The organism is Parabacteroides sp. 52 (assembly GCF_010500925.1).
In the GTDB taxonomy this organism is placed as follows: Bacteria; Bacteroidota; Bacteroidia; order Bacteroidales; family Tannerellaceae; genus QVMG01.
In genome coordinates this window covers 163,034-184,721 of the sequence record NZ_QVMG01000001.1, presented here as the reverse complement: position 1 = coordinate 184,721, position 21,688 = coordinate 163,034, and the positions used below count along the sequence as shown (strand labels likewise).

General features: G+C 44.8%; 13 protein-coding genes and 1 other RNA gene. 2 read left to right on the top strand and 12 right to left on the bottom strand.

From position 1 onward, the window contains the following. Nucleotides 1–43: 43 nt before the first annotated feature. Both D0T51_RS00745 and rnpB read right to left on the bottom strand, forming a co-directional pair. Nucleotides 44–1,432 (bottom strand): YihY/virulence factor BrkB family protein, encoded by a 1,389-nt coding sequence (locus D0T51_RS00745; RefSeq protein WP_239056603.1) that lies wholly within the window; start codon nt 1,430–1,432, stop codon nt 44–46. A gap of 16 nt (nt 1,433–1,448) precedes the next feature. Then, an RNA gene (gene rnpB / locus D0T51_RS00740) (RNase P RNA component class A) lies at nt 1,449–1,805 on the bottom strand. A gap of 305 nt (nt 1,806–2,110) precedes the next feature. On the opposite strand from rnpB, the gene D0T51_RS00735 reads away from it, so the two are divergent. Both D0T51_RS00735 and D0T51_RS00730 read left to right on the top strand, forming a co-directional pair. Then, a complete protein-coding gene (locus tag D0T51_RS00735; RefSeq protein ID WP_163723907.1) occupies nt 2,111–3,616 on the top strand; it encodes a Do family serine endopeptidase in 1,506 nt (501 codons plus the stop codon). Between the two features lie 140 nt (nt 3,617–3,756). After that, nucleotides 3,757–4,617: an RNA polymerase sigma factor RpoD/SigA gene (locus tag D0T51_RS00730; protein ID WP_163723905.1), complete on the top strand. Its 861-nt coding sequence runs from the start codon at nt 3,757–3,759 to the stop codon at nt 4,615–4,617. A gap of 64 nt (nt 4,618–4,681) precedes the next feature. On the opposite strand, the gene D0T51_RS00725 is transcribed toward D0T51_RS00730, so the two are convergent. The 10 genes from D0T51_RS00725 to D0T51_RS00680 form a co-directional block, all read right to left on the bottom strand. Continuing rightward, nucleotides 4,682–5,119, bottom strand: coding sequence for a DUF695 domain-containing protein (locus D0T51_RS00725; RefSeq protein WP_163723903.1), 438 nt, complete (start codon nt 5,117–5,119; stop codon nt 4,682–4,684). A 7-nt stretch (nt 5,120–5,126) separates the two neighbouring features. Further along, nucleotides 5,127–6,038 carry a bile acid:sodium symporter family protein gene (locus D0T51_RS00720; protein ID WP_163723901.1) on the bottom strand — a complete coding sequence of 304 codons (912 nt, stop codon included), beginning with the start codon at nt 6,036–6,038 and terminating at the stop codon, nt 5,127–5,129. Between the two features lie 12 nt (nt 6,039–6,050). Then, nucleotides 6,051–8,042, bottom strand: coding sequence for a glucosamine-6-phosphate deaminase (locus tag D0T51_RS00715; RefSeq protein ID WP_163723899.1), 1,992 nt, complete (start codon nt 8,040–8,042; stop codon nt 6,051–6,053). Nucleotides 8,043–8,283: 241 nt separating this feature from the next. After that, on the bottom strand, nt 8,284–12,849 hold the full coding sequence (gene gltB / locus D0T51_RS00710; RefSeq protein WP_163723897.1) for a glutamate synthase large subunit: 4,566 nt from the start codon (nt 12,847–12,849) through the stop codon (nt 8,284–8,286). Nucleotides 12,850–12,889: 40 nt separating this feature from the next. Next, complete coding sequence (locus D0T51_RS00705) at nt 12,890–15,079, bottom strand: glutamine synthetase III (RefSeq protein WP_163723895.1); 2,190 nt, start codon at nt 15,077–15,079, stop codon at nt 12,890–12,892. Between the two features lie 104 nt (nt 15,080–15,183). Further along, complete coding sequence (gene asnA / locus D0T51_RS00700) at nt 15,184–16,218, bottom strand: aspartate--ammonia ligase (protein WP_163723893.1); 1,035 nt, start codon at nt 16,216–16,218, stop codon at nt 15,184–15,186. 157 nt (nt 16,219–16,375) lie between these two features. Next, the gene (gene amt / locus D0T51_RS00695) at nt 16,376–17,740 is read right to left on the bottom strand and encodes an ammonium transporter (RefSeq protein ID WP_163723891.1); all 1,365 of its coding nucleotides are present in this window, start codon (nt 17,738–17,740) and stop codon (nt 16,376–16,378) included. Nucleotides 17,741–17,772: 32 nt separating this feature from the next. Beyond that, nucleotides 17,773–18,129, bottom strand: coding sequence for a P-II family nitrogen regulator (locus D0T51_RS00690; RefSeq protein WP_163723889.1), 357 nt, complete (start codon nt 18,127–18,129; stop codon nt 17,773–17,775). Nucleotides 18,130–18,153: 24 nt separating this feature from the next. Continuing rightward, entirely contained in the window at nt 18,154–18,858 is a 705-nt protein-coding gene (locus D0T51_RS00685) for a TorF family putative porin (protein WP_203583288.1), read from the bottom strand. Between the two features lie 764 nt (nt 18,859–19,622). Next, nucleotides 19,623–21,560 carry an ABC-F family ATP-binding cassette domain-containing protein gene (locus D0T51_RS00680; RefSeq protein ID WP_163724605.1) on the bottom strand — a complete coding sequence of 646 codons (1,938 nt, stop codon included), beginning with the start codon at nt 21,558–21,560 and terminating at the stop codon, nt 19,623–19,625. Nucleotides 21,561–21,688: the final 128 nt, after the last annotated feature.

Sequence of the window (21,688 nt, the reverse complement as noted above, 5' to 3'; positions counted from 1 at the left end):
CAAATATAATTATATTCACACAGGTTCAAAAAAAGAATTACTATCATAAGTCTTTTAGTAGGACATCGCCATTGGCTCGAAGCATGTCCTCACGTGTTTTCAGAATGGCTGTCCATTCTTTTTTGAAGAAGTGTTTATTGTCGATCTTGAAGTTCTCGGAACCTTGTTCGTCTATATGTTTGAACAGGTAGGATACTGTGATCTGGTTTACATCTACTGCGGGTTGATAATAGATTGTCCATTCGTCTTTGTCATCAATCACTTCTGTCAATATATGTAAAGCTGTCAGTTGATAGAGAATCTGTGTGGCCAGGCGAATCGGGATATGATATTCTTCGGATAACTCATCGGCAGTATAGGGTTTTTCCCCTTTCACAAATCGTTTGGTGATGAGCGAAACGATTGTTACTGTGACAAAATCTCTGTATCGTCTGGTAATATGGGTACTGTCGTTTTCAAAATTAAACTTTTTCACATTTTGAATGCCGTATGCCAGGGCACCACCGAATAGGCAGATGACCCAGGATAGTTGTACAAACAATAATAATAAAGGGATAGCGGCAAAACTACCATAAATCGCATTGTATTTGGTTACCCAGATTTGCCCGCTGATATAGAATAATTGGAAGAGTTGAAAAGCACAACCGGCGATAATCCCTGCTATTAGTCCGGGTAAAAACTTTACTTTGGTATTGGGCAGAAAGATATAAATGCCGGCAAACACCAACGAGGCGATAAGGAAAGGAACGATTTTGAGTACAATATCCACAAAAGGGGTCAGGAATACGAATTCGTCTAAAATGGTGTTCTGTAGGGTAGACATAAATATAGATATGCCGCTGGAGGCCATCATTAAGATGGGAAGTATCAATAGTAGTGCCAGATAATCCGTTGTTTTACGGGTGATAGAGCGGGATTTATTTATCTGCCAAATATCATTAAACGTGTCTTCTATGCTTGAAATCAGATTGATTACGGTGTAAAGTAATAAAAGGATACCAATGCCGATAATTACACCACCTTGGGCTTGCGCCAGATAGCTTTCAACAAATTCAAAGGCTTTATCCCATTGGGCTTCATGTCCCGGGAAATATTCCACCAATGCTTGACGTACCATATCCTGAAAGCCGAATCCTTTGGCAATGCTTAGCATAACCGTTAATAGGGGAATGATGGCTAGTAAGGTGCTGTAAGTAAGTGCGGACGCTCTGCTTTGCAGGTGCTGATTCAGAAAACTGCGGATGGCCAGGGAGATACTTTTAGCGGCATTGATCCCTAATTCTTTAATGCCGCTCACCTCATTGTTGGTGATGCGCCACATTTCATAAGTGACGAAGTGGATAGATCGCTTAATGAAGTGTTCTATTCGTTCCAAAAAAGACATACTGTCCTTTGGGGATTGAATATGCTTATCTTTCTTCTTTTTTTTCATAAGAAAAGCCATTAAAAAATGCAGTTTGCCTGTAAGCCGGGTTCTGTACCCTCCCATAGGGGAGGGCGTCTGCCATTTATCTTGTCATACCGTCACCGGTATGCTTTAGCGGTCTACCCCCCGGCATCGGGCGAGCAACCCTACATGCGCCGGTATACATGACCTTACAACCCATAAGACGTACGGCATCCTATATTACTATAAGACCCGGTGAGCTCTTACCTCACCTTTTCACCCTTACCCTGTAAACAGGGCGGTTATTCTCTGTTACGCTACTCTGCCCTCACGAACAGCTTCCCGTTAAGAAGTATGGTGCTCTACGTTGCCCGGACTTTCCTCCCATCTGACGATGAGCGACAGACCGGCAAACTGCAATGGCACAAAGATAGGCAATTTAATGCATTCATTTCTCGAAGAAAACAAATAAACTGACAGATGGGTTTAAACCTTCTGTCTATTCTGCTGTTTTATTCATAGGAACTCTGCCGGAATGGCAGTTGTTGGTGTGGAAGTGGTACTTTGTTATGCAAAGTACTGTTAAACCCCGTTAAGGACGCAGGATAAGGCGTTAAAAGAGTTGAAAAAACGAAGAAGAAAGGATTAAGTGCACGATTTTTGAGTTTTCTTTGTTAGAAAGAAAACTGTTAAAATTAAGTGTTTAATTAAAATTTGAAACGTATGAAAAAAGTATGGAAGAATATGCTTGGAGTCGTTGCTGTTTCAGCAATTAGTGTAGGTCTAGCTGTAGGAACAAGTTCTTATTTAATCCAGAAAAAGTTATCCGAATCTTCTTATTCCGTAGAAACAGAATATGGATTTAAGCAACCCTCCTTTCATTTGGCAAATTATAATGCCGTAGCAGCGGAGAACATTGATTTTACTGTAGCCGCAGAGAAAGCCGTACATGCTGTTGTACATATCAAAGCAACGACCAATACACAAATGCGCCGGGGAAATCAGCAGTATATTGACCCGTTTGAGTTTTTCTTCGGATTTGGTAACCGGGGGTATCAACCTCAGCCTCAGCCGCGTGTGGGTGCAGGTTCGGGAGTTATTATATCTGTAGATGGATATATTATGACAAATAATCATGTGATTGATGGAGCCGATGAATTGGAGGTTACCTTAAATGACAATCGTAAATTTTCGGCAAAGATAGTAGGTGCCGATCCACAAACAGATATAGCTTTGCTTAAGATTGATGCCAAAGATTTGGCTACCATCCCTTTTGGAAACTCTGATGATCTGAAGGTGGGTGAATGGGTATTGGCTATAGGTAATCCGTTTAACCTGACCTCGACAGTGACGGCGGGTATTGTAAGTGCCAAGGGGCGGGGAGGTATTTCCCGTGGAGGAGGCATTGAATCTTTTATTCAAACCGATGCCGCTGTCAATCCCGGAAACAGTGGAGGCGCTTTAGTGAATACAAAGGGTGAATTGGTAGGTATTAATACAGCCATCTATTCAGAAACAGGAAATTTTGCCGGTTATTCGTTTGCTGTACCTATTGGTATAGCTGGGAAAGTCGCCGGTGATTTGAAGCAATATGGAGCCGTGCAGCGGGCTATCTTAGGTGTTCTGATGCAGGATATACTCACCATTCAGGACCAGGAAGTGAAGAATAAACTGAAAGTGACTGAAGGAGCTTATATCTCTGAGTTCGCTCAACAAAGCGCCGCCAAACAGGCCGGTATGGAGATAGGAGATGTGATTGTGGCTGTAAATGACGCGAAAATAAAATCAGCGAATGCTTTGCAGGAACAGATCAGTAAGTATCGCCCCGGTGATAAAGTCAAGGTAACCGTTGACCGCTACGGAACGAATAAAACCTTTGTTGTGGAATTACGTAATAACCAAGGCAATACAGAGGTGGTAAAAACAACCGGCAGTGCCTCAGAAGTGTTGGGAGCCGCATTCAAAGCACTCTCCGATAAGCGAAAACAAGAACTGGGATTGAGTTATGGTATTGAAGTGACGGGTCTTACCAACGGAAAATTGAAAGAAGTAGGTATACCTAAAGGATTTATTATTCAGGTGGTAAATGAGCAACCTGTATCGACTCCGGAAGAGTTTGAGCAGATTGTTGAAAAGCTTTTGAAGAGCAATGAAGATAAGGTTCTGTTCATAAAAGGATATATGCCTAGCGGGCGTGCCCGGTACTATGCAATAGATCTAACGGAATAAAACAGATAGGTGCTTTCTGGTCAAACGGGCAGAAAGATTGTTAAAGGTTTATAATTGGCTGAATGTGGGGTGCATTCAGCCAAGTATTTTGATAAAAAATATTATCTTTGCACCCCATATTTCTCAATTAAACAAATTGAATGAGACAATTAAAAATTACGAAGTCCATTACCAATCGCGAAAGCGCTTCGCTGGATAAATATCTTCAAGAGATTGGTCGAGAAGATCTTATCACAGTCGAAGAGGAAGTGGAATTGGCACAGGCCATTAAGAGAGGAGACCGTAGAGCATTGGAGAAATTGACCAGAGCCAACTTACGTTTCGTCGTTTCTGTTGCAAAACAATATCAAAATCAAGGTTTAAGTCTTCCCGACTTGATCAATGAAGGAAACCTGGGTTTGATAAAAGCAGCAGAGAAATTCGATGAGACCCGAGGGTTCAAGTTTATCTCTTATGCGGTATGGTGGATTCGCCAATCCATCCTGCAAGCTTTGGCAGAGCAGTCACGTATTGTTCGTCTTCCGTTGAATCAGGTAGGTTCGTTGAATAAGATCAGCAAAGCCTTCTCTAAATTTGAACAGGAAAACGAGCGGCGTCCTTCTCCCGAAGAGCTGGCAGACGAGTTGGATATTCCGGTAGATAAGATTGCCGATACATTAAAAGTATCCGGTCGCCATATCTCCGTGGATGCCCCCTTTGTGGAAGGCGAAGACAACAGCTTGCTCGATGTGCTTGTGAACGATGATGCTCCTATCGCTGACCGGGCGTTGATGAACGAATCATTGGCGAAGGAAATTGATAGAGCACTTGCTACATTAACCGAAAGAGAATGTGAGATTATCAAAATGTTTTTCGGTATTGGCTGTCAAGAAATGACATTAGAAGAGATTGGCGACAAATTTGGCCTCACCCGTGAGCGCGTCCGCCAGATCAAGGAAAAGGCAATCAGAAGATTGAGACAAGGAACACGTAGTAAGCTCTTGAAATCCTATTTAGGATAAACCTTTCAAAGAAAAAGAAATTGAGGAGAAAAAAGCTGTCCCCCAAAGGGCAGCTTTTTTTTGTTCAATCAACAGCCCACTCTTTCATCTCATACATGTCGAGATATTCTTCCCAATCAGGGTCTATCTCTGTATAAATAGAAATAGGCAATAACTCAAAAGAGGAGAGGACCTCATTCAGGCGTTCCCCAAAGACCCGTACGGTGCGTGTGTAATAGACCCATATCTTCTCTCCACCTCCGGTATACACACTGGTTAAGATAGATAATTTATCTTTTTCCATGGCTTTGCGTAAAGTCTCTTGCACCTCTTCCATGAACTCCGCCTGCTCTTCCAAAGGCATGCCTTTATTGTCGCCTTCGTATTTCCAGGTTATTTCTACCCGTTCTTTGAATTTCCCGGATTGGACAAATTCCTGAAGTTCATCGCGCCCACATACTGTGATCATATGACCGGTTTCATTCTCTGAAAAAGCGGTAAACCATTCGTTGCTTAATCTCATAATTCTGTTATTTTATTGATTTTTGTTGTTCCTCTCGTTTGCCTTTCAGCCATAGTTGGTAGGAGTTGATACAATTTTGCCACAACACATAAGCGGCCGGGGCAACGGAAGATAAAGGGTTGAGGTAAGCCTGTGCCATCCATATGGCCAGGATGGTATTTTTCTGCCCCAAGCCTTGTCCGGCAGATATCGGATCCCCGTAATACTTGCCGATACGTCTGCCCAAAAGAAATTGTCCCACACAAATAAAGAGAGACACCAAGGCCAGGCTTATTTCAACAGAGTAGTTCGGATTTTCCTGTTCGACTAAAAAACGCACGGTGCTTCCTGTTACTATAGTCAGCGAAAGCGCCCATATATAGAATGATAATCCGTGCAGACGAAGTAATTTTTCATGCACTTTCGGTGTCAGATAGCGTATACCCCAGGCGAATAGTAGGGGCAACAACAGGACAGGACCTACCTGTTTGCATATATACAAAAAGGATTCCATAAAAGGCATATCCGTATGTGTACCGATCATAGAAAATAGGATAGGGGCCACGAGGGCCACGCCGATATTACAAACCAGTAGGTAACTTGTCAGAAAAGGAACGCTACCTCCCAGCATACCGGTGATGACTGCAGCAGCAGTGGCCGTTGGCACAAGTACACATATGAGTGCCCCCTGAGCCAGAACAGGATGAAATAGGCAAACAATGCCATATAGAACGATACAGCCGAATACCTGAATGAGTAATAACCAGATATGTGCCGGGCGAATATGAATATCCGTGGGAGAAAGTTTACAAAAGGTCAATAGTAACATTGAAAAGATAAGGTAAGGTGTCAAAACGATGAGATGGCTTACCCAAGGATATGTGATAACTCCCGTCAGCATAGCCAACGGGAGCATCCAGTCTTTTATAAATTTCCGCACGATATTTTTTATTTATCGTATAGGTATATATTGCACAAAGGCTTCGATCGCTTCGTAAGAGGCTAAGCCCAGGTTTTTATAAAGCTCGGCTGTTGCCCGGTTGCGGTCCTCTGCCCGTTGCCAGAACAGACGTTCGTCGTCACCCAGGAAAGGAGCACTTTCCATCTGTGATTGATGTTTAAGGATGGAATTACGTTTGAGGCGCAACTCTTCCGGACTGATCGGTACGGCCATCTCGATGTGGTCCATTTCCCATTCCGCCCAGGCTCCCCGGTACATCCATACCCGGCATTTTTTCATCCATTCTTCATCTTTTATCATATCGATCGCAGCCAGGATAGCATCCAGGCAAACCTTATGTGTTCCATGGGGGTCTGCCAGATCACCGGCAACAAACATCTGGTCCGGTTTGATCTCTTCCAATAGATTCAGAATGATTTTTACATCCGCTTCCGACAAAGGTTTCTTCTTTACCAATCCTGTTTCGTAGAAAGGCAGATCGAGAAAACGGATATGGTCGTCGTTTTTAATTCCCGCATGACGGGCTCCATGACGGGCTTCTTCCCGGCGAATCGTTCCTTTCATAAACGATACGTCTTTCCGTTCCGGCTCTCCGTTATCCGTTTTATCATAGCGTAGATACTGAATGATTTCTTCCGCCTTTTCTTTTACGCTATTGTCTTGGGGGGTATATTGGTTGCATACATCCCGCAGGTATTCACAATAGCGAATCACTTCTTCGTCTCCGACAGCAATATTTCCAGACGTCTCATAAGCAACATATACATCATGTTGCTGATCGCATAAACGACGGAATGTTCCTCCCATAGAGATCACATCGTCATCCGGATGTGGACTGAAGATAAGTACTTTTTTAGGGAATGGCGTTGCCCGCTCGGGACGGTTCGAATCATCCGCGTTAGGTTTGCCACCCGGCCATCCGGTGATGGTATGTTGGATGTCATTGAATATTTTTATATTCACATTATAGGCTGAGCCGTATAAGGCCAGTAATTCACCTAATCCGTGTTCGCTATAATCTTTATTCGTTAATTTGAGAATCGGTTTTTCAGTTAATTGACACAACCAGACAATAGCCCGACGAATCAATTGATTGTCCCATTCACAACTGGTTACTAACCAGGGATGGCTGATACGTGTCAAGTCATAAGCGGCAGATAGATCGATCACCACCTTGGCTTGCGGATGATTCTGCAGGTAAGAGGAGGGAACCGCATCGGATATTTTATCTTCCACCGTTTTAGCGATAATACCCGCTTTGCTTTCTCCCCAAGCCATGAGAATGACATGTTTGGCGTTCATCATCGTCGAGATACCCATGGATATAACACCGGCAGGTACACTTTCTAAAGATGGGAATGTACGGGATGCTTCTTTGCGGGCGGCACCTTCCAGGTAGATCAACCTGGTGCGGGTGCTGATCGGCGTTCCCGAAGCATTGAACATGATATTGCTGGTATGACCTACCCCCATAAGCATATAATCAATACCTCCCACGGCATTGATCTTTTTTTCGTATTGTTGACAGAAGTCAATGATTGCATCTTTGGCCATCAAACCATCCGGTGCATAAATATTTTCCGGCAGGATATCGATATGATCCAGGAACTCTGTTTTCAGGCGTGTCAGGTTACCGGAGGCAGCAGTGGTCAGAGGATAAAATTCATATTCGACAAAAACAATCACATGATTGAAGCTTAATTTTTCCTCCTTGTGCAGACGGATCAATTCTTTGTATACCGTGATGGGCGAACGTCCGCCGGGAAGAGCCAATACAAATTCCTTGCCTGTTTCTTGTTTTTTTCGGATAGCTGTTGCTATTTCCTGGGCTATGGCAACTGAGCCTTTTTCTACTGATTCGTAAATGTCTGTAGGAATCTTTTCAAGACGAGTTAAAACTGAATGCTCAAATGCATTCTCCGGACGATAATACCGTGTAGGTATACGTGTAAGAGTGATTTGAGAACTAAGGTTCGTTTTCATTTTTTTCTATTTAGTATTTTGTTTTGAAGTAGCAAAGATAGAAATTATTATTGGTATAACGACCGAGAATGATCTTTTAGCTATTGAATATAAATAAAGAGAAGGAAGATAGTTTAGGAGGGATAATTCTATTGCCGATGGGCATCGACAGTATTGCCGAAGCGCATCGACAATATTGCTGAAGCGCATCGTCAATATTGCCGATGCCCATCAGCAATAGAATCTCCCCCTTTTTTATGGGTTAATAGTCACGTTCTACTTGCGCAATTTTACGATTGATAGCCTCCATCTTCTCTTCCTGCAATACTTTTTTGTATTCAATCGGAGTTACTTTGATGAAGCGTCTCAGGTAGTTGTCCCAATCGTTCAGTATCCTTTTGGCAAGAGGGCTTTGCGTATGTTGTACATGATTCGAGAGGAGTTGGAATAGTTCACGGTTGTCCGATTGGTCTTCAATCAATGACAACTCGACCATCTCCATATTACAGTTCGAGTCGAACGTGCCGTCCATATCCAACACATAGGCTAATCCGCCACTCATACCCGCGGCGAAGTTCTTACCCGTTTCACCCAATACGACGGTGCGCCCGCCGGTCATGTATTCACAACAATGATCGCCTACACCTTCCACTACAGCAATGGCTCCACTGTTTCGTACACAAAACCGTTCGCCGACTTTCCCGTTGATATACACCTCGCCCGAAGTAGCGCCATAGAGTAATGTATTGCCCGCAATGATATTGTTCTCTGGAACGAAATCGGCATTCGCCGGCGGAACAAGGATAATCTTTCCACCCGACAAGCCTTTCCCCAGATAATCGTTCGATTCGCCTTCCAGACGGAAGGTGATTCCCGATGAAAGAAAGGCACCGAAACTCTGCCCTGCCGAACCGTTGAACTTCACCGTAATGGTGTTTTCTGGCAAACCGGCGCCTCCATAACGCTTCGCAATCTCCCCCGAAAGCATAGCGCCCACGGAGCGATCGGTATTGGTGATGGTTTGTTTTACCTCGACTGCCAAAGCGGCCTTGATAGCCGGTTGTGTTTTACGAATCAGTTCGTGGTCAAGAACCTTGTCGATTTTATATTCCTGGCTTTTGGTGTGACGGATATCGTTTCCGTTGCCGGCAAAGTACATCAACTTCTTTAAATCTAACTTTCTTATTTTATCGCTCAGCTCCATTGGTTTGATCTCGAGCAAATCGCTTCTCCCGACAATCTCATCGATACGGCGGAAACCCATTTGCGCCAACTGCTCGCGTACCTCCTGCGCCAGGAATGTCATGAAGTTAATGACATATTCGTGTTTTCCTTTGAAGCAGGCCCGCAGTTTCTCGTCTTGGGTAGCTATCCCAACCGGGCAGGTGTTCTGATGGCATTTGCGATCCATCACACAGCCGAGCACCACCAATGCGCTGGTGGAAAAGCCAAACTCTTCTGCACCGAGCAATGCTGAAATGATGATGTCTTTACCCGTTTTCAACTGTCCGTCGGTCTGCAGGCGTACAAAGCCACGCAGGTTGTTCATCACCAATGTCTGTTGCGTTTCGGCAAGTCCCAGTTCGCCCGGGATACCGGCATGTTTGACCGAACTGATCGGACTGGCTCCCGTGCCACCTTCCGCTCCACTGATAATAATCCGGTCGGCTTTGGCTTTGGCCACACCGGCGGCAATCGTGCCCACACCACTTTCGGCTACCAGCTTCACGCTGATTTCGGCTGTCGGATTGATGTTCTTCAAATCAAATATCAACTGCGCCAAATCCTCGATCGAATAAATATCATGATGGGGTGGAGGGGAGATCAAGGTAATGCCCGGAATGGAGTGGCGCGTTTTCGCCACGATATCATTTACCTTGAAGCCCGGCAATTGTCCGCCTTCACCCGGTTTGGCTCCCTGAGCTACTTTGATTTGCAATTCGTCGGCATTGACCAGGTATTCGGCAGTCACCCCAAAACGTCCCGAAGCGATTTGTTTGATGGCACTCCGGCGGTTCAGCCCGTCTTCACCTATATGGTAACGAGCCGGGTCTTCTCCTCCTTCTCCTGTATTACTTCGCCCGTGTATCGCATTGAGTGCAATGGCGATAGCCTCATGCGCCTCCTTGCTGATAGAACCGAACGACATGGCTCCTGTTACAAAATGGCGGGTAATCGATTCGACTGGTTCGACTTCCGAGATATCGATCGGGTTACGTTTGTAAGTAAAGAAATCGCGAAGAAAGACAGGGGCTGCTTTTTCGTCGACCAAGCGGGTATATTCCTTGAACTTTTCATAATCACCTAAATGGGTTGCGACTTGCAGTTTCTTAATCGTCTCCGGATTCCAGGCGTGGTATTCCCCGTTTTTCCGATAGGCGTAGAATCCTTTGTTCTCGAGCGGAGTATCCGTCTCCTCCCGGCCACTAAAGGCTGAAGAATGATCGAATAAGGTATCTTTGACTATATCGTCCAACTCAATGCCTCCAATACGTGACACCATCCCACGGAAATAGTTGTCCAACAGCTTCTGACTAATCCCGACCGCCTCGAATATCTGCGCACCACGGTAGCTCCTCAAAGTAGAGATCCCCATCTTAGAAAGAATCTTCAACAGTCCTTTGTTGACCGCTTTGATGTAGTTCTTCTCGGCAGTGTGGTAATCCAGTTGGATCTCATGCGAGTCGACCGCATGTTCCAAGATAGAAAAGACCATATAGGGATTGATGGCCGTTGCCCCGAAACCAAGCAATAGAGCAAAATGCATTACTTCACGCACCTCGGCGGTCTCCACCACAATGGCGATTTGCATCCGCTTCTTTTTATTGATCAAATGGTGGTGCACCGCCGAAACGGCAAGTAAAGAAGGAATAGCTGCCTGCTTCGCATTTATGCCTTTGTCGCTCAGAATGACATAATTGTATCCTTCGTTTACTGCCTGTTCGGTTTGGGTGCAGATCGTACGGATGGCCTTCTCCATGTTTTCTTCCGCTTGGCCGTCTATATCAAAGAGCATCGGAATAGTTAATGTGCGGAAACCTTTGTAACCCAAATGCCGTAGGATATCCAAATCCTGGTTATTGATAACGGGTGTCTGCAGTTTCACCATTTTACATAATTCGGGAGAGGGCTCAAGCAGATTGCCCTCCTGCGTACCGATATACAGCGAAAGCGACATCACCAATTCTTCCCGGATAGGGTCGATAGGCGGATTGGTTACCTGTGCGAACAACTGCCGGAAGTAATTGAATAAGCGTTGTGGTTTTTCAGACAATACCGCCAAAGGTGTATCATTCCCCATCGAACCGATCGGTTCCTTGCTGTCGGTAGTCATCGGCAGGATAATCCGCTCCATATCTTCTTTGGAATAGCCGAAGGCTCGCAACAGTTGCGACTGGTTCTCTACCTTATGTTTTACCGTTCTTCCCGAATGAATATCAGAGAGAATAATACGGCTTTTCGATAGCCATTCTTCGTAAGGATAGGCTTTCGCCAGGGTTTCTTTTAACTGGGCATCATACTGGATTGTACCTTCCTGGGTATCCACCATCAGCATCTTACCCGGTTGAAGCCGCCCCTTTTCTCTGATTTCCGAAGCTTCGAAAGGCAGCACTCCGGCTTCGGAGGCTACCACCATGACATCATTTTTCGTGATAAGATAACGGGCCGGGCGCAAGCCGTTGCGGTCGAGCATACCACCGGCATACCGTCCGTCGGTAAACAACAGCGTAGCCGGACCATCCCATGGCTCCATGATGATACTATGGTATTCATAAAACGCTTTGAGTTCGGGTGAAATCGGATTCTTATCGTTCCAGCTTTCGGGCACCAGCATAGCCAGAGCGTGCGGAAGTGTTTTGCCCGACATCATCAGAAACTCCAACACATTATCCAACGAAGCACTGTCGCTCATGCCCGATTGGACAATCGGGCATGAGAATTGAAAGTTGAAAGTTGAAAGTTGAAAATTAGAAGTTGAATCTTTTTCTTTTTCATTTTCAACTTTCCATTTCCCATTTTCCATTCGAAAGTCTCCCAGGAGACTTTCGCGCGCCTCCATCCAATACCGGTTACCGCGAATAGTATTGATTTCACCGTTATGTCCTAATAGGCGGAAGGGCTGTGCCAAATCCCAGGTCGGAAAGGTATTCGTGCTGAAACGTGAATGTACCAATGCCAATCCGCTCGTGAAATAGGGATTGCTCAGATCCGGGAAATACTCACGCAACTGAGTCGATGTGAGCATACCTTTGTACACAATCCGACTGGTAGAGAGGCTGACGATATAGAAACTCCGTTTGTCCTGTAAGGCAGATTGCAGAATGTTTTTCTCAATCTTTTTACGGGCGACATACAGCCTTTGCTCCAAATGATCGCCCGAAAGATCCTGATCGACCACAAAGATCTGCCTGATCAGTGGCTCGTTTGCACGGGATATCTCGCCCAGAATATCACTATTGACAGGCAGATCACGTACAGCCAGTAAATCCAAACCTTCCTGCGTCAATACATTCTTCAGCGTATCCATGCAGAGCTTGGCTTGTTCTTCATCCTGAGGAAGAAAAACCAAACCGGTTCCGTATTTTCCTCTCTCGGGAACAGGTATCCCCTGCAATAGAATAAACTCGTGCGGAATCTGAAGCATAATGCCTGCCCCATCGCCCGTCTTATTGTCTGCACTCTCAGCTCCACGATGGAGCATATTTTCCAGTACTTGCAAACTCTTTTCAACTATATCATGCGATTTATTTCCGTGTATATCAATTACCAGTCCGACACCGCAGGCATCGTGTTCGAACTCGGGATTGTATAAGTTGTTTTGTTTCATTTTCTATAAAATAAATTGAGCGACATTTTTATTTCTATTGTCATCGAATGAACAATAACTCCCTGTATTTCGGTAAGGTCCACATTTCATTGTCTACCGTCAGTTCGAGTTTATCGATATGATAGCGGATTTCATCAAAGTAAGGCGCTATTTTCTCGCAATAGACCAAGGCCTTTTCGCGTTCGTCTTCTATCTTATTGGCTTGCTTACGGGCTTCCACCATCTCATCGACCTTCTTCTTAATAAAGTTCAGGTGATCGGCAATATCTTCGATAATCAATAAATCTTGCGAAGCAATCTTTGCCGCCTTCTCCTTATCATATAAAGCAAATATCTTGGAAACATTATCCAAGAGCAGACCTTGGTAGCGGGTGGCAACGGGAATGATGTGGTTCAGTGCCAAATCACCCAGTACACGGGCTTCGATCTGAATCTTTTTGGTATATTGCTCCCACTTCACTTCGTTACGGGCATGTAATTCCCGCTCATTCAAGACGCCTGTCTTGGTGAAAAGGTCGATCGTTTGCGAGGTAGTATAGGCATCGTAAATAACAGGCACCCGTGTTTCGCAGTCTAATCCGCGCTTTGCCGCTTCGACTTTCCATTCGTCACTGTATCCATTGCCATCGAAACGAATCGCTTTCGAGTCCCGGATATACATCCGAATCATCTGGAAGACGGCTTCTTCTTCTGATTTACCGGAAGCGATCAAGGCATCGGTTTCCGCTTTGAACTGTTTCAACTGTCCGGCAACAGCCGTATTTAATGCAAGCATGGCAGCGGCACAGTTGGCTGATGAACCCACGGCACGGAACTCGAAACGGTTGCCGGTAAAGGCAAACGGCGAAGTACGGTTACGGTCGGTATTATCGACCATAATCTCCGGAATATAATTCAATGACAAACGCTTACCTGTCTTTTCGCTGAGTTCAATATCTTTGATGCCCTTGCTCGATTCTATTTCGTCGAGTAAAGCCGAGATCTGTGAACCCATAAAGACGGAGATGATAGCAGGCGGTGCCTCGTTAGCTCCCAGACGGTGCGCATTGGTAGCCGATGAGATGCTGGCTTTCAATAAAGCATTATTCTTATAAACTGCCATTAATACATTGGCAACAAAGGTGATAAATTGCAGGTTCTCCTTCGCGTTTTTACCTGCTCCCAAGAGGTTAATGCCCGTATCGGTACCCAATGACCAGTTGTTGTGCTTGCCCGAACCGTTTATCCCCTTAAACGGTTTTTCGTGGAGAAGCACCTTGAAGTTGTGGCGTTCGGCAACGATATCCATGGTAGACATCAATAAGAGGTTGTGATCGACCGCCAGATTACATTCTTCAAAGATCGGTGCTACTTCAAACTGATTGGGAGCTACTTCGTTGTGGCGGGTCTTTACGGGAATGCTCAACTTATAACATTCGTATTCCAGATCACGCATAAAGGCGCATACTCGTGTCGGTATGGAACCGAAATAATGGTCTTCCAACTGTTGGTTTTTTGCACTTTCATGTCCCATCAGCGTACGACCTGTAAGCGCCAAATCAGGACGGGCATTATATAAGGATCTATCTACCAGGAAATACTCCTGTTCCCAGCCCAGATAGGAAAAGACCTTTTTAACGTTTTTGTCGAAGTAACGACATACATCGGTTGCCGCCTTATCCACAGCGGCGATCGATTTGAGCAGAGGTGTCTTGTAGTCCAGCGCTTCACCCGTATAGGAGATAAAAATGGTAGGAATACAAAGTGTATCTTTTACGATAAAAGCAGGAGAAGAAGGATCCCAAGCGGTGTACCCGCGCGCTTCAAACGTATTGCGGATACCGCCGGAAGGGAAGCTCGAAGCATCCGGTTCCTGTTGTGCCAATAGTTTCCCCGAGAATTCCTCAATCACTCCACCCTGTCCGTCGAAGTCAATAAAGGCATCATGCTTTTCAGCCGTACCATCGGTCAAGGGATGAAACCAGTGAGTATAATGTGTTGCCCCCATTTCCATCGCCCACATACGCATACCGGCAGCTACATGGTTGGCCACTTGTCTGTCCAGCGGTTCGCCTTTGTCAATAGCGCCTAATACTAATTTCAAAGTCTCTTTCGACAGGTATTTACGCATGTTATTTCTGTCGAATACATACTTACCGAAGTATTCGGAAGCCTTAGGAGCCGGCGCCGATACATCTACCGCTTCCCGTCCGGAAGCTTGTTTTACTGCACTAAATCTTAAATTTGCCATAGCTTATAGAGTTGAAAATTGAAAATGAAGGTTGAGAGTGAATCCATTTTGCTCTGCGCTCCGCTAAGCGATTTGTAATTCAATTTTCAACTTTCAACTTTCAATTATTTAAGTATAATATTATTTACCAAACACTCGTTTATCATTTCCTCCGGCCAGATGCTGGCTTGCACTTCACCGATATGGGCGCAATGCAATAGGAACATGCAGAGGCGCGACTGCCCGATTCCTCCGCCTATAGACAAAGGGATCTTATCTTCCAACAGGCTTTTATGGAATTGCAATTCCTTACGCTCTTCGCAACCTCTTATCCGGAGTTGTAACAACAGCGCGGTTTTATCGACACGTATACCCATAGAAGAGATCTCGAAAGCCTGCTCCAAGATTGGGTTCCAAACAATGATATCACCGTTCAAGCCTTTATAGCCATCCCGGGTCGATGTGCTCCAGTCGTCGTAGTCGGGTGAGCGTCCATCGTGGATCTTTCCGTCGGGAAGCTCTCCACCGATACCAATCAGGAAGATGGCTCCGTATTTTTCAGCAACCTTGTTTTCACGTTCTTTTGGCGAAAGGGAGGGATATTCCTTTTGTAGATCTTCCGTATGGATAAAAACGATATCCTCAGGCAGTGTAGGTTTTATATTTGGATATTGCCGGGATACATATTGCTCTGTGTTCTTAAGTGCCTGATAAATCTTTTTGACCATCCCTTTCAGGAAATCCAGGTTCCGGTCGGAAGCAGTAATGGTGCGCTCCCAATCCCATTGGTCGACATAGAGTGAATGGAGGTTATCCAGTTCTTCATCAGCACGGATAGCGTTCATATCCGTATAAAGCCCTTTGCCCGGCTCAATGCCGTAAGCTCCGAGTTTCATGCGTTTCCATTTCGCCAATGAATGAACGATTTCCGCCTTCTTACCTCCGACAGCCGGAATCTCGAATGAAACAGGGCGTTCTACCCCGTTGAGGTTATCATTAATACCTGTCCCTGCAAGGACAAATAAGGGTGCCGTCACTCGTCTCAGGTCTAATACTTGCGACAGTTCATCCTGAAACTTACCTTTTATCGCTTTTATTGCTTGTTCCATTTCCTCCGGAACCAGAGTAGGCTTGTAGCCTTTGGGAATTATCGTCTTCATAATTATATAAGTTGAAAGTTGAAAATGATTAGTTAATTGAAAAGTGAAAATTGAAAAGTGAAAGTTGAAAGTGAAGGTTGAGAGTGAATCCATTTTGCTCTGCGCTCCGCTAAGCGATTTGCAATTCAACTTTCAACTTTCCATTTTCAATTAGTTATTAGTTGTAGGCTGTTTCACCATGTTCGTATATATCCAAGCCTTCTTCTTCCACGCGTTTAGAAACACGAAGTCCGAAGAGTTTATCCAATGACTTGAAAATGATGAAGCCCATTCCGAGTGCCCATACTCCGACAACGGCAGCTCCGAAGGCCTGTGCCCCGAGGAAGCTCCAACCCTGTCCATAGAACAATCCTTCGCTGGTGGAGAATAGTCCGGTCATCAGTGTTCCGAAGACACCGCAAACACCATGTACGGTGGATGCACCGACAGGATCGTCGATCTTGAGAATACGGTCGATAAACTCTACGGAGAACACCATCAGGATACCGGCGAGGATACCAATGATTAAAGCACCTACGGGAGAAACCATATCACATCCGGCTGTGATAGCCACCAGTCCGGCTAATATACCATTCAGCGTCAGTGATAAAGAAGGCTTTTTGTAGCGCCACCAGGCTGTTATAAGAGAGGCAAATCCACCTCCGCAGGCTGCTAAGTTGGTTGTCAGAAATACATGTGAGATAGCTATACGGTTTTCTTCTCCTGAGGCGGCTAATTGGGAGCCGGGGTTAAAACCGAACCATCCGAACCAGAGAATGAAAACACCCAGTGCACCAATCGTTAAGTTATGTCCCGGAATAGCTTTCGACTTCCCATCTTTTCCATACTTACCCATACGCGGGCCGACAATCCAGGCTCCGACCAAGGCTATCCAGCCACCGACGGAATGGACAATGGTTGATCCGGCAAAATCATGGAAGGTTGTTCCGAAGAGGTTCATCATGAAACTGCCTTCCTCGCCGTTCATCAGCCAGCCGCCTCCCCAGGTCCAGTGTCCTGAGACCGGATAAATCAATACACTGATGCAAACGGTGTAAATTAGGTACATGTGGAATTTAGTCCGTTCGGCCATGGCTCCCGAAACAATGGTAGCGGCAGTGGCGCAGAACACGGTTTGGAAAATCAGGAATCCTTCGACAGGCAGTTCCATTTCCAGGAAATCTATTTGAAAGAAATTCGGCGTACCGGCAAAAGCACCGGTTCCAAACATCAATCCAAACCCTACGGCAAAGAACAGAATCGATCCCAAGGTGAAATCGACAAAGTTCTTCATCAGAATGTTCGCCGTACTCTTCATACGGGTAAAACCGGCTTCAACCAAGGCAAAGCCCGGCTGCATAAAAAACACGAGCATGGCAGCCAACAACATCCACACTGTATCGAGTGATAAGGCAAGATCAGCAATGCTGTCGAATGTTGCAGCTCCTTCTACAGTTGTAGATTCAGCCACCGTTTCGGTAGTCTGTGCGAATGCCGCGAAGACCGAAAAAAGTAAAATGGATATAAATAGTATTCGTTTCATGTTTTGTTGTCTTTTATATGTTAATGGCTCTATTATTCTTCATGCTCGGCATTGTACAGAGCAATATCACCTTGTTCCCCTGTTCGGATGCGCACTGCATTTTCTACCGGAATGACAAAGATTCGTCCGTCCCCAATTTCACCGGTCTGCGCAGCTTCCTGTATAGCATCTATCGTCTTTTGTACATTTTTATCACGAACGATAATACTTATCAAAATTCGTTCAATACAGCTGGTGTCGTAAATGACACCACGGTAAATACGTCCCTGCCGGGCTTTCCCGACACCTCTTACATCGTAGTAAGAGAACCATTCGATGTTGATGGAGTCTAACGCTTCTTTCACGTCATCGAATTTAGTTTTGCGAATAATTGCTTCAATCTTTTTCATCTTTTTGCCTTTTTTAATGAATACTTAAAAACTAAGTCCAAATACGAGAAATATATCCTCTGCTTCCGGATTTGCCAGGACTTGTGCGAATACGGGTAATGAGAACCCGTCCGTAATACGGATTTCTTTTGAAGCTTTCAGTCCGATGTTGACAACAGCAAATCCGTCCGCATACATCCCTTCCCAGGGAGTAAGTCCGATTTCAGCTTCCAGGCCAACCCCTTTTATACGAAATGGATAGCCCGCTGATACATACGTAGAATAGGCTCTTTTGCCGTCCGCTTTGTAGTAGTCCTCACCAGCAAACATCGTGTTCCAGGAAAGAGAGAGCGGAAACTTTTCCACGGGCAATGAGTAGCTTAAGGAAGCTTCGAAGTGGTGTGCCGTTTTGTGTGCATCGTAGGTGAAGTATTTGTAGGCACTTTCACCGGCCCACCAGTAATCGGTGATGGCTACGGATAAGCCACCAAGCTCATACCCAAGAGTAAAATCGACTTCTTTAGCTGTTCCGGAGAAAGGAACGCTACCCCATGCGGATAAGGAGAATCCTCCAACCGTCAGACCCATGGAAGGTTGGATAGCGGCACTTGTCTGATAGGCTCCACGCCATACATACGAGCTGACTAAATCGGCTCCCAGGTCGAAAGAGACTTTACTTTCTTTTTCTTCTTGCGCTTGCATGCAAACGGGAAGAAGAAATAAACAGGCGATAAAATATATTCGTTTCATTTTGATTATTCTTTTGAATGTTAAATACTTAAACGATTGTTTTTGTATTAGGGAAAGGCTGTACCTCTCCCTGTCCGGTAAGGATTGCCCTTCCGGCTTGTATGGATGAAATGACATTCCGCGTTATTTCAATCCGCTGCTCTTTTTATAGATTTCCCCTTATCGGGGATTTTGTATGCGAGGATATAAATAGAAGTAGATCATCATAATGTTGTGAATTTGAGTTTTTGTCCACTTTGCTGGATATTTACCTTCTTTTTTAAACAATGGATATAAAATGATCGTTTCTGATATCTATTGCTTTCGTAAATCTCTTTTTTTTGTTGTTTTAATGTTAAAAAGAAACTTACAACACTGCAAAGGTTGTCATATTATTCTTATTTCGCAATATTTACAAGATAAAAGATAGTTTCTGATTCCTGCTCCCGTTGAAGAGATAGTAATTTGTTTGAATTTGTGTGTTTTTGATAATAATATTTATCTTAATTGAGTATTAAACTATTAAAATGATACTATCCTTTGTTATGAAGTGAATTTGTAAAAGTGTAATATGGTGTTTTGTGAGCAATGTGTTCCTGTTTGTGGATGTTTTGGTTTCAAATTGAATGTATTGATTCCGCGTTTTTTGTGTCAAATAGGGGAGGGGATTCTATTGCCGATGGGCATCGACAATATTGACGATGCGCTTCAGCAATATTGCCGATCAGCTTCGGCAATACTGTCGATGCCCATCGGCAATAATATACTCCCTTTTGTTTGGGAGTTTAATTTGTCTGATTTTCTAACTCTATCGTGAGCTCTGTCCAGTTGTCCATGGTATCTGCCAGTTGTTTTTTCAGGGCAGCGTATTCGGTATACAATGAAACATCAGAGGAACCTTCCGGTGTGGCCAGTTGGCTTTCGAGGGTGGAGATGGATTCTTCCAGGCTGGTTATTTTAGTTTCTGCCTCAGTAATGGCCTTTTCTAATTTTTTTAGGATACGGCTTTGTTCTTTACGGGCTTCGTAAGACAATTTATTCGTAGAGGGCTGCATGCCGTTTTCTTCCGTATGGGACGAAGCGGATGGGGTAGATCGTTCCAATTCACGCAGGTTATCCATTTTTTTACGTTCCAGAAAGGCATAGATACCTCCCAGATGTTCGATTACCCGCTGGTTGCCGAATTCGTATACTTTGTCTACCAATCCATCGAGGAACTCACGGTCGTGAGAAACAAGAATGACTGTTCCGTCAAACTCCCGGAGAGCTTCTTTCAATACATCTTTCGAGCGCATATCCAGGTGGTTGGTCGGTTCGTCGAGGATCAATAGGTTGACAGGTTCCAACAAAAGGCGGATCATGGCCAACCGGCTGCGTTCCCCTCCGGAAAGCACCTTCACTTTTTTATCAGAGGCTTCGCCACCAAACATGAATGCACCGAGTATATCCCGTATTTTGGTACGGATATCCCCTTGGGCGACGTAATCGATCGTCTCGAATACGGTCATGTTTTCATCCAATAGCTGTGCCTGGTTTTGCGCGAAGTAACCGATTTTCACGTTGTGTCCCAACTGCAACTTACCGGTATAATCGATTTCATCCATGATACACTTGACCAATGTCGATTTACCTTCTCCGTTTTTTCCGACGAAAGCCACTTTGTCTCCCCGGTTGATGGTGAAGGTGACATGATTGAAGATCAGGTGGTTTCCATAACTTTTTGCTACCTCTTCCATTATTACCGGGTAAGAGCCCGAGCGGGGAGCCGGAGGAAATTTGAGGCTGAGCATAGCCGTGTCGACATCGTCAACCTCGATACGTTCAACTTTATCCAGTTGTTTGATACGTGACTGCACCTGTACGGCTTTTGTCGCTTTGTAACGAAACCTTTCAATGAAAGCTTCCGTATCGGCCAGCTTTTTTTGTTGATTTTCATAGGCACGCAGTTGTTGTTCGCGGCGTTCCTGGCGAAGTACGACATATTGGGAATAGCTGACTTTGTAATCATATATATTACCTAATTCGATTTCAATCGTTCGCAAGGTCGTATTATCAATGAATGCCCGGTCGTGTGAAACAAGTATGACTGCATTGGCACGGGTGGCAATGAAGTTTTCCAGCCATTGTATGGATTCTATATCCAAATGGTTCGTCGGCTCATCCAACAAAAGAATATCGGGTTGACGCAGTAATAATTTGGCCAGCTCGATACGCATACGCCATCCTCCACTGAATTCAGAGGTCGGACGTTCGAAATCATTTCGTGAAAAGCCCAATCCCAGTAAAGTACGCTCCAGTTCGGCCTGAAAGTTGTTTCCTCCCATGAGTAGAAAATGTTCGTTCAGGTGAGTCACGCGATCGATAATTTTCTGATAGGTCTCGGATTCATAATCCGTGCGTTCGCTTAATTGTAGGTTCAAGGCCTCTATCTCCTTTTCCATCTCACGGATATGCATGAAAGCAAGTTCGGCTTCTTCGCGTACGGTGTGGCTGTCTGTCAACTTCATTTGTTGAGGAAGATAGCCGATCGTTACATCTTTGGGTAGGCTGACTGTTCCGGAGGTGGGTTGCTGTATGCCTGCAAATATTTTCAACAGGGTCGACTTGCCTGCCCCGTTTTTACCGACCAGGGCAATGCGGTCTTTTTTATTTACCACAAAGGATACATCGTCAAACAATGTAAATCCTCCAAAATCAACTGTTAGCTTTTCAACTGAGACCATTCTTTCTATACTTTGTGCGGGCGCAAAGATATAAAAGAAGAGGGAGAATTCATCTATCTCCTTTTCAGATTGAAAAAAAATAGCGATATTTGCACCGCTTTTAATAGCGTATATGCTCATTCTCAAAA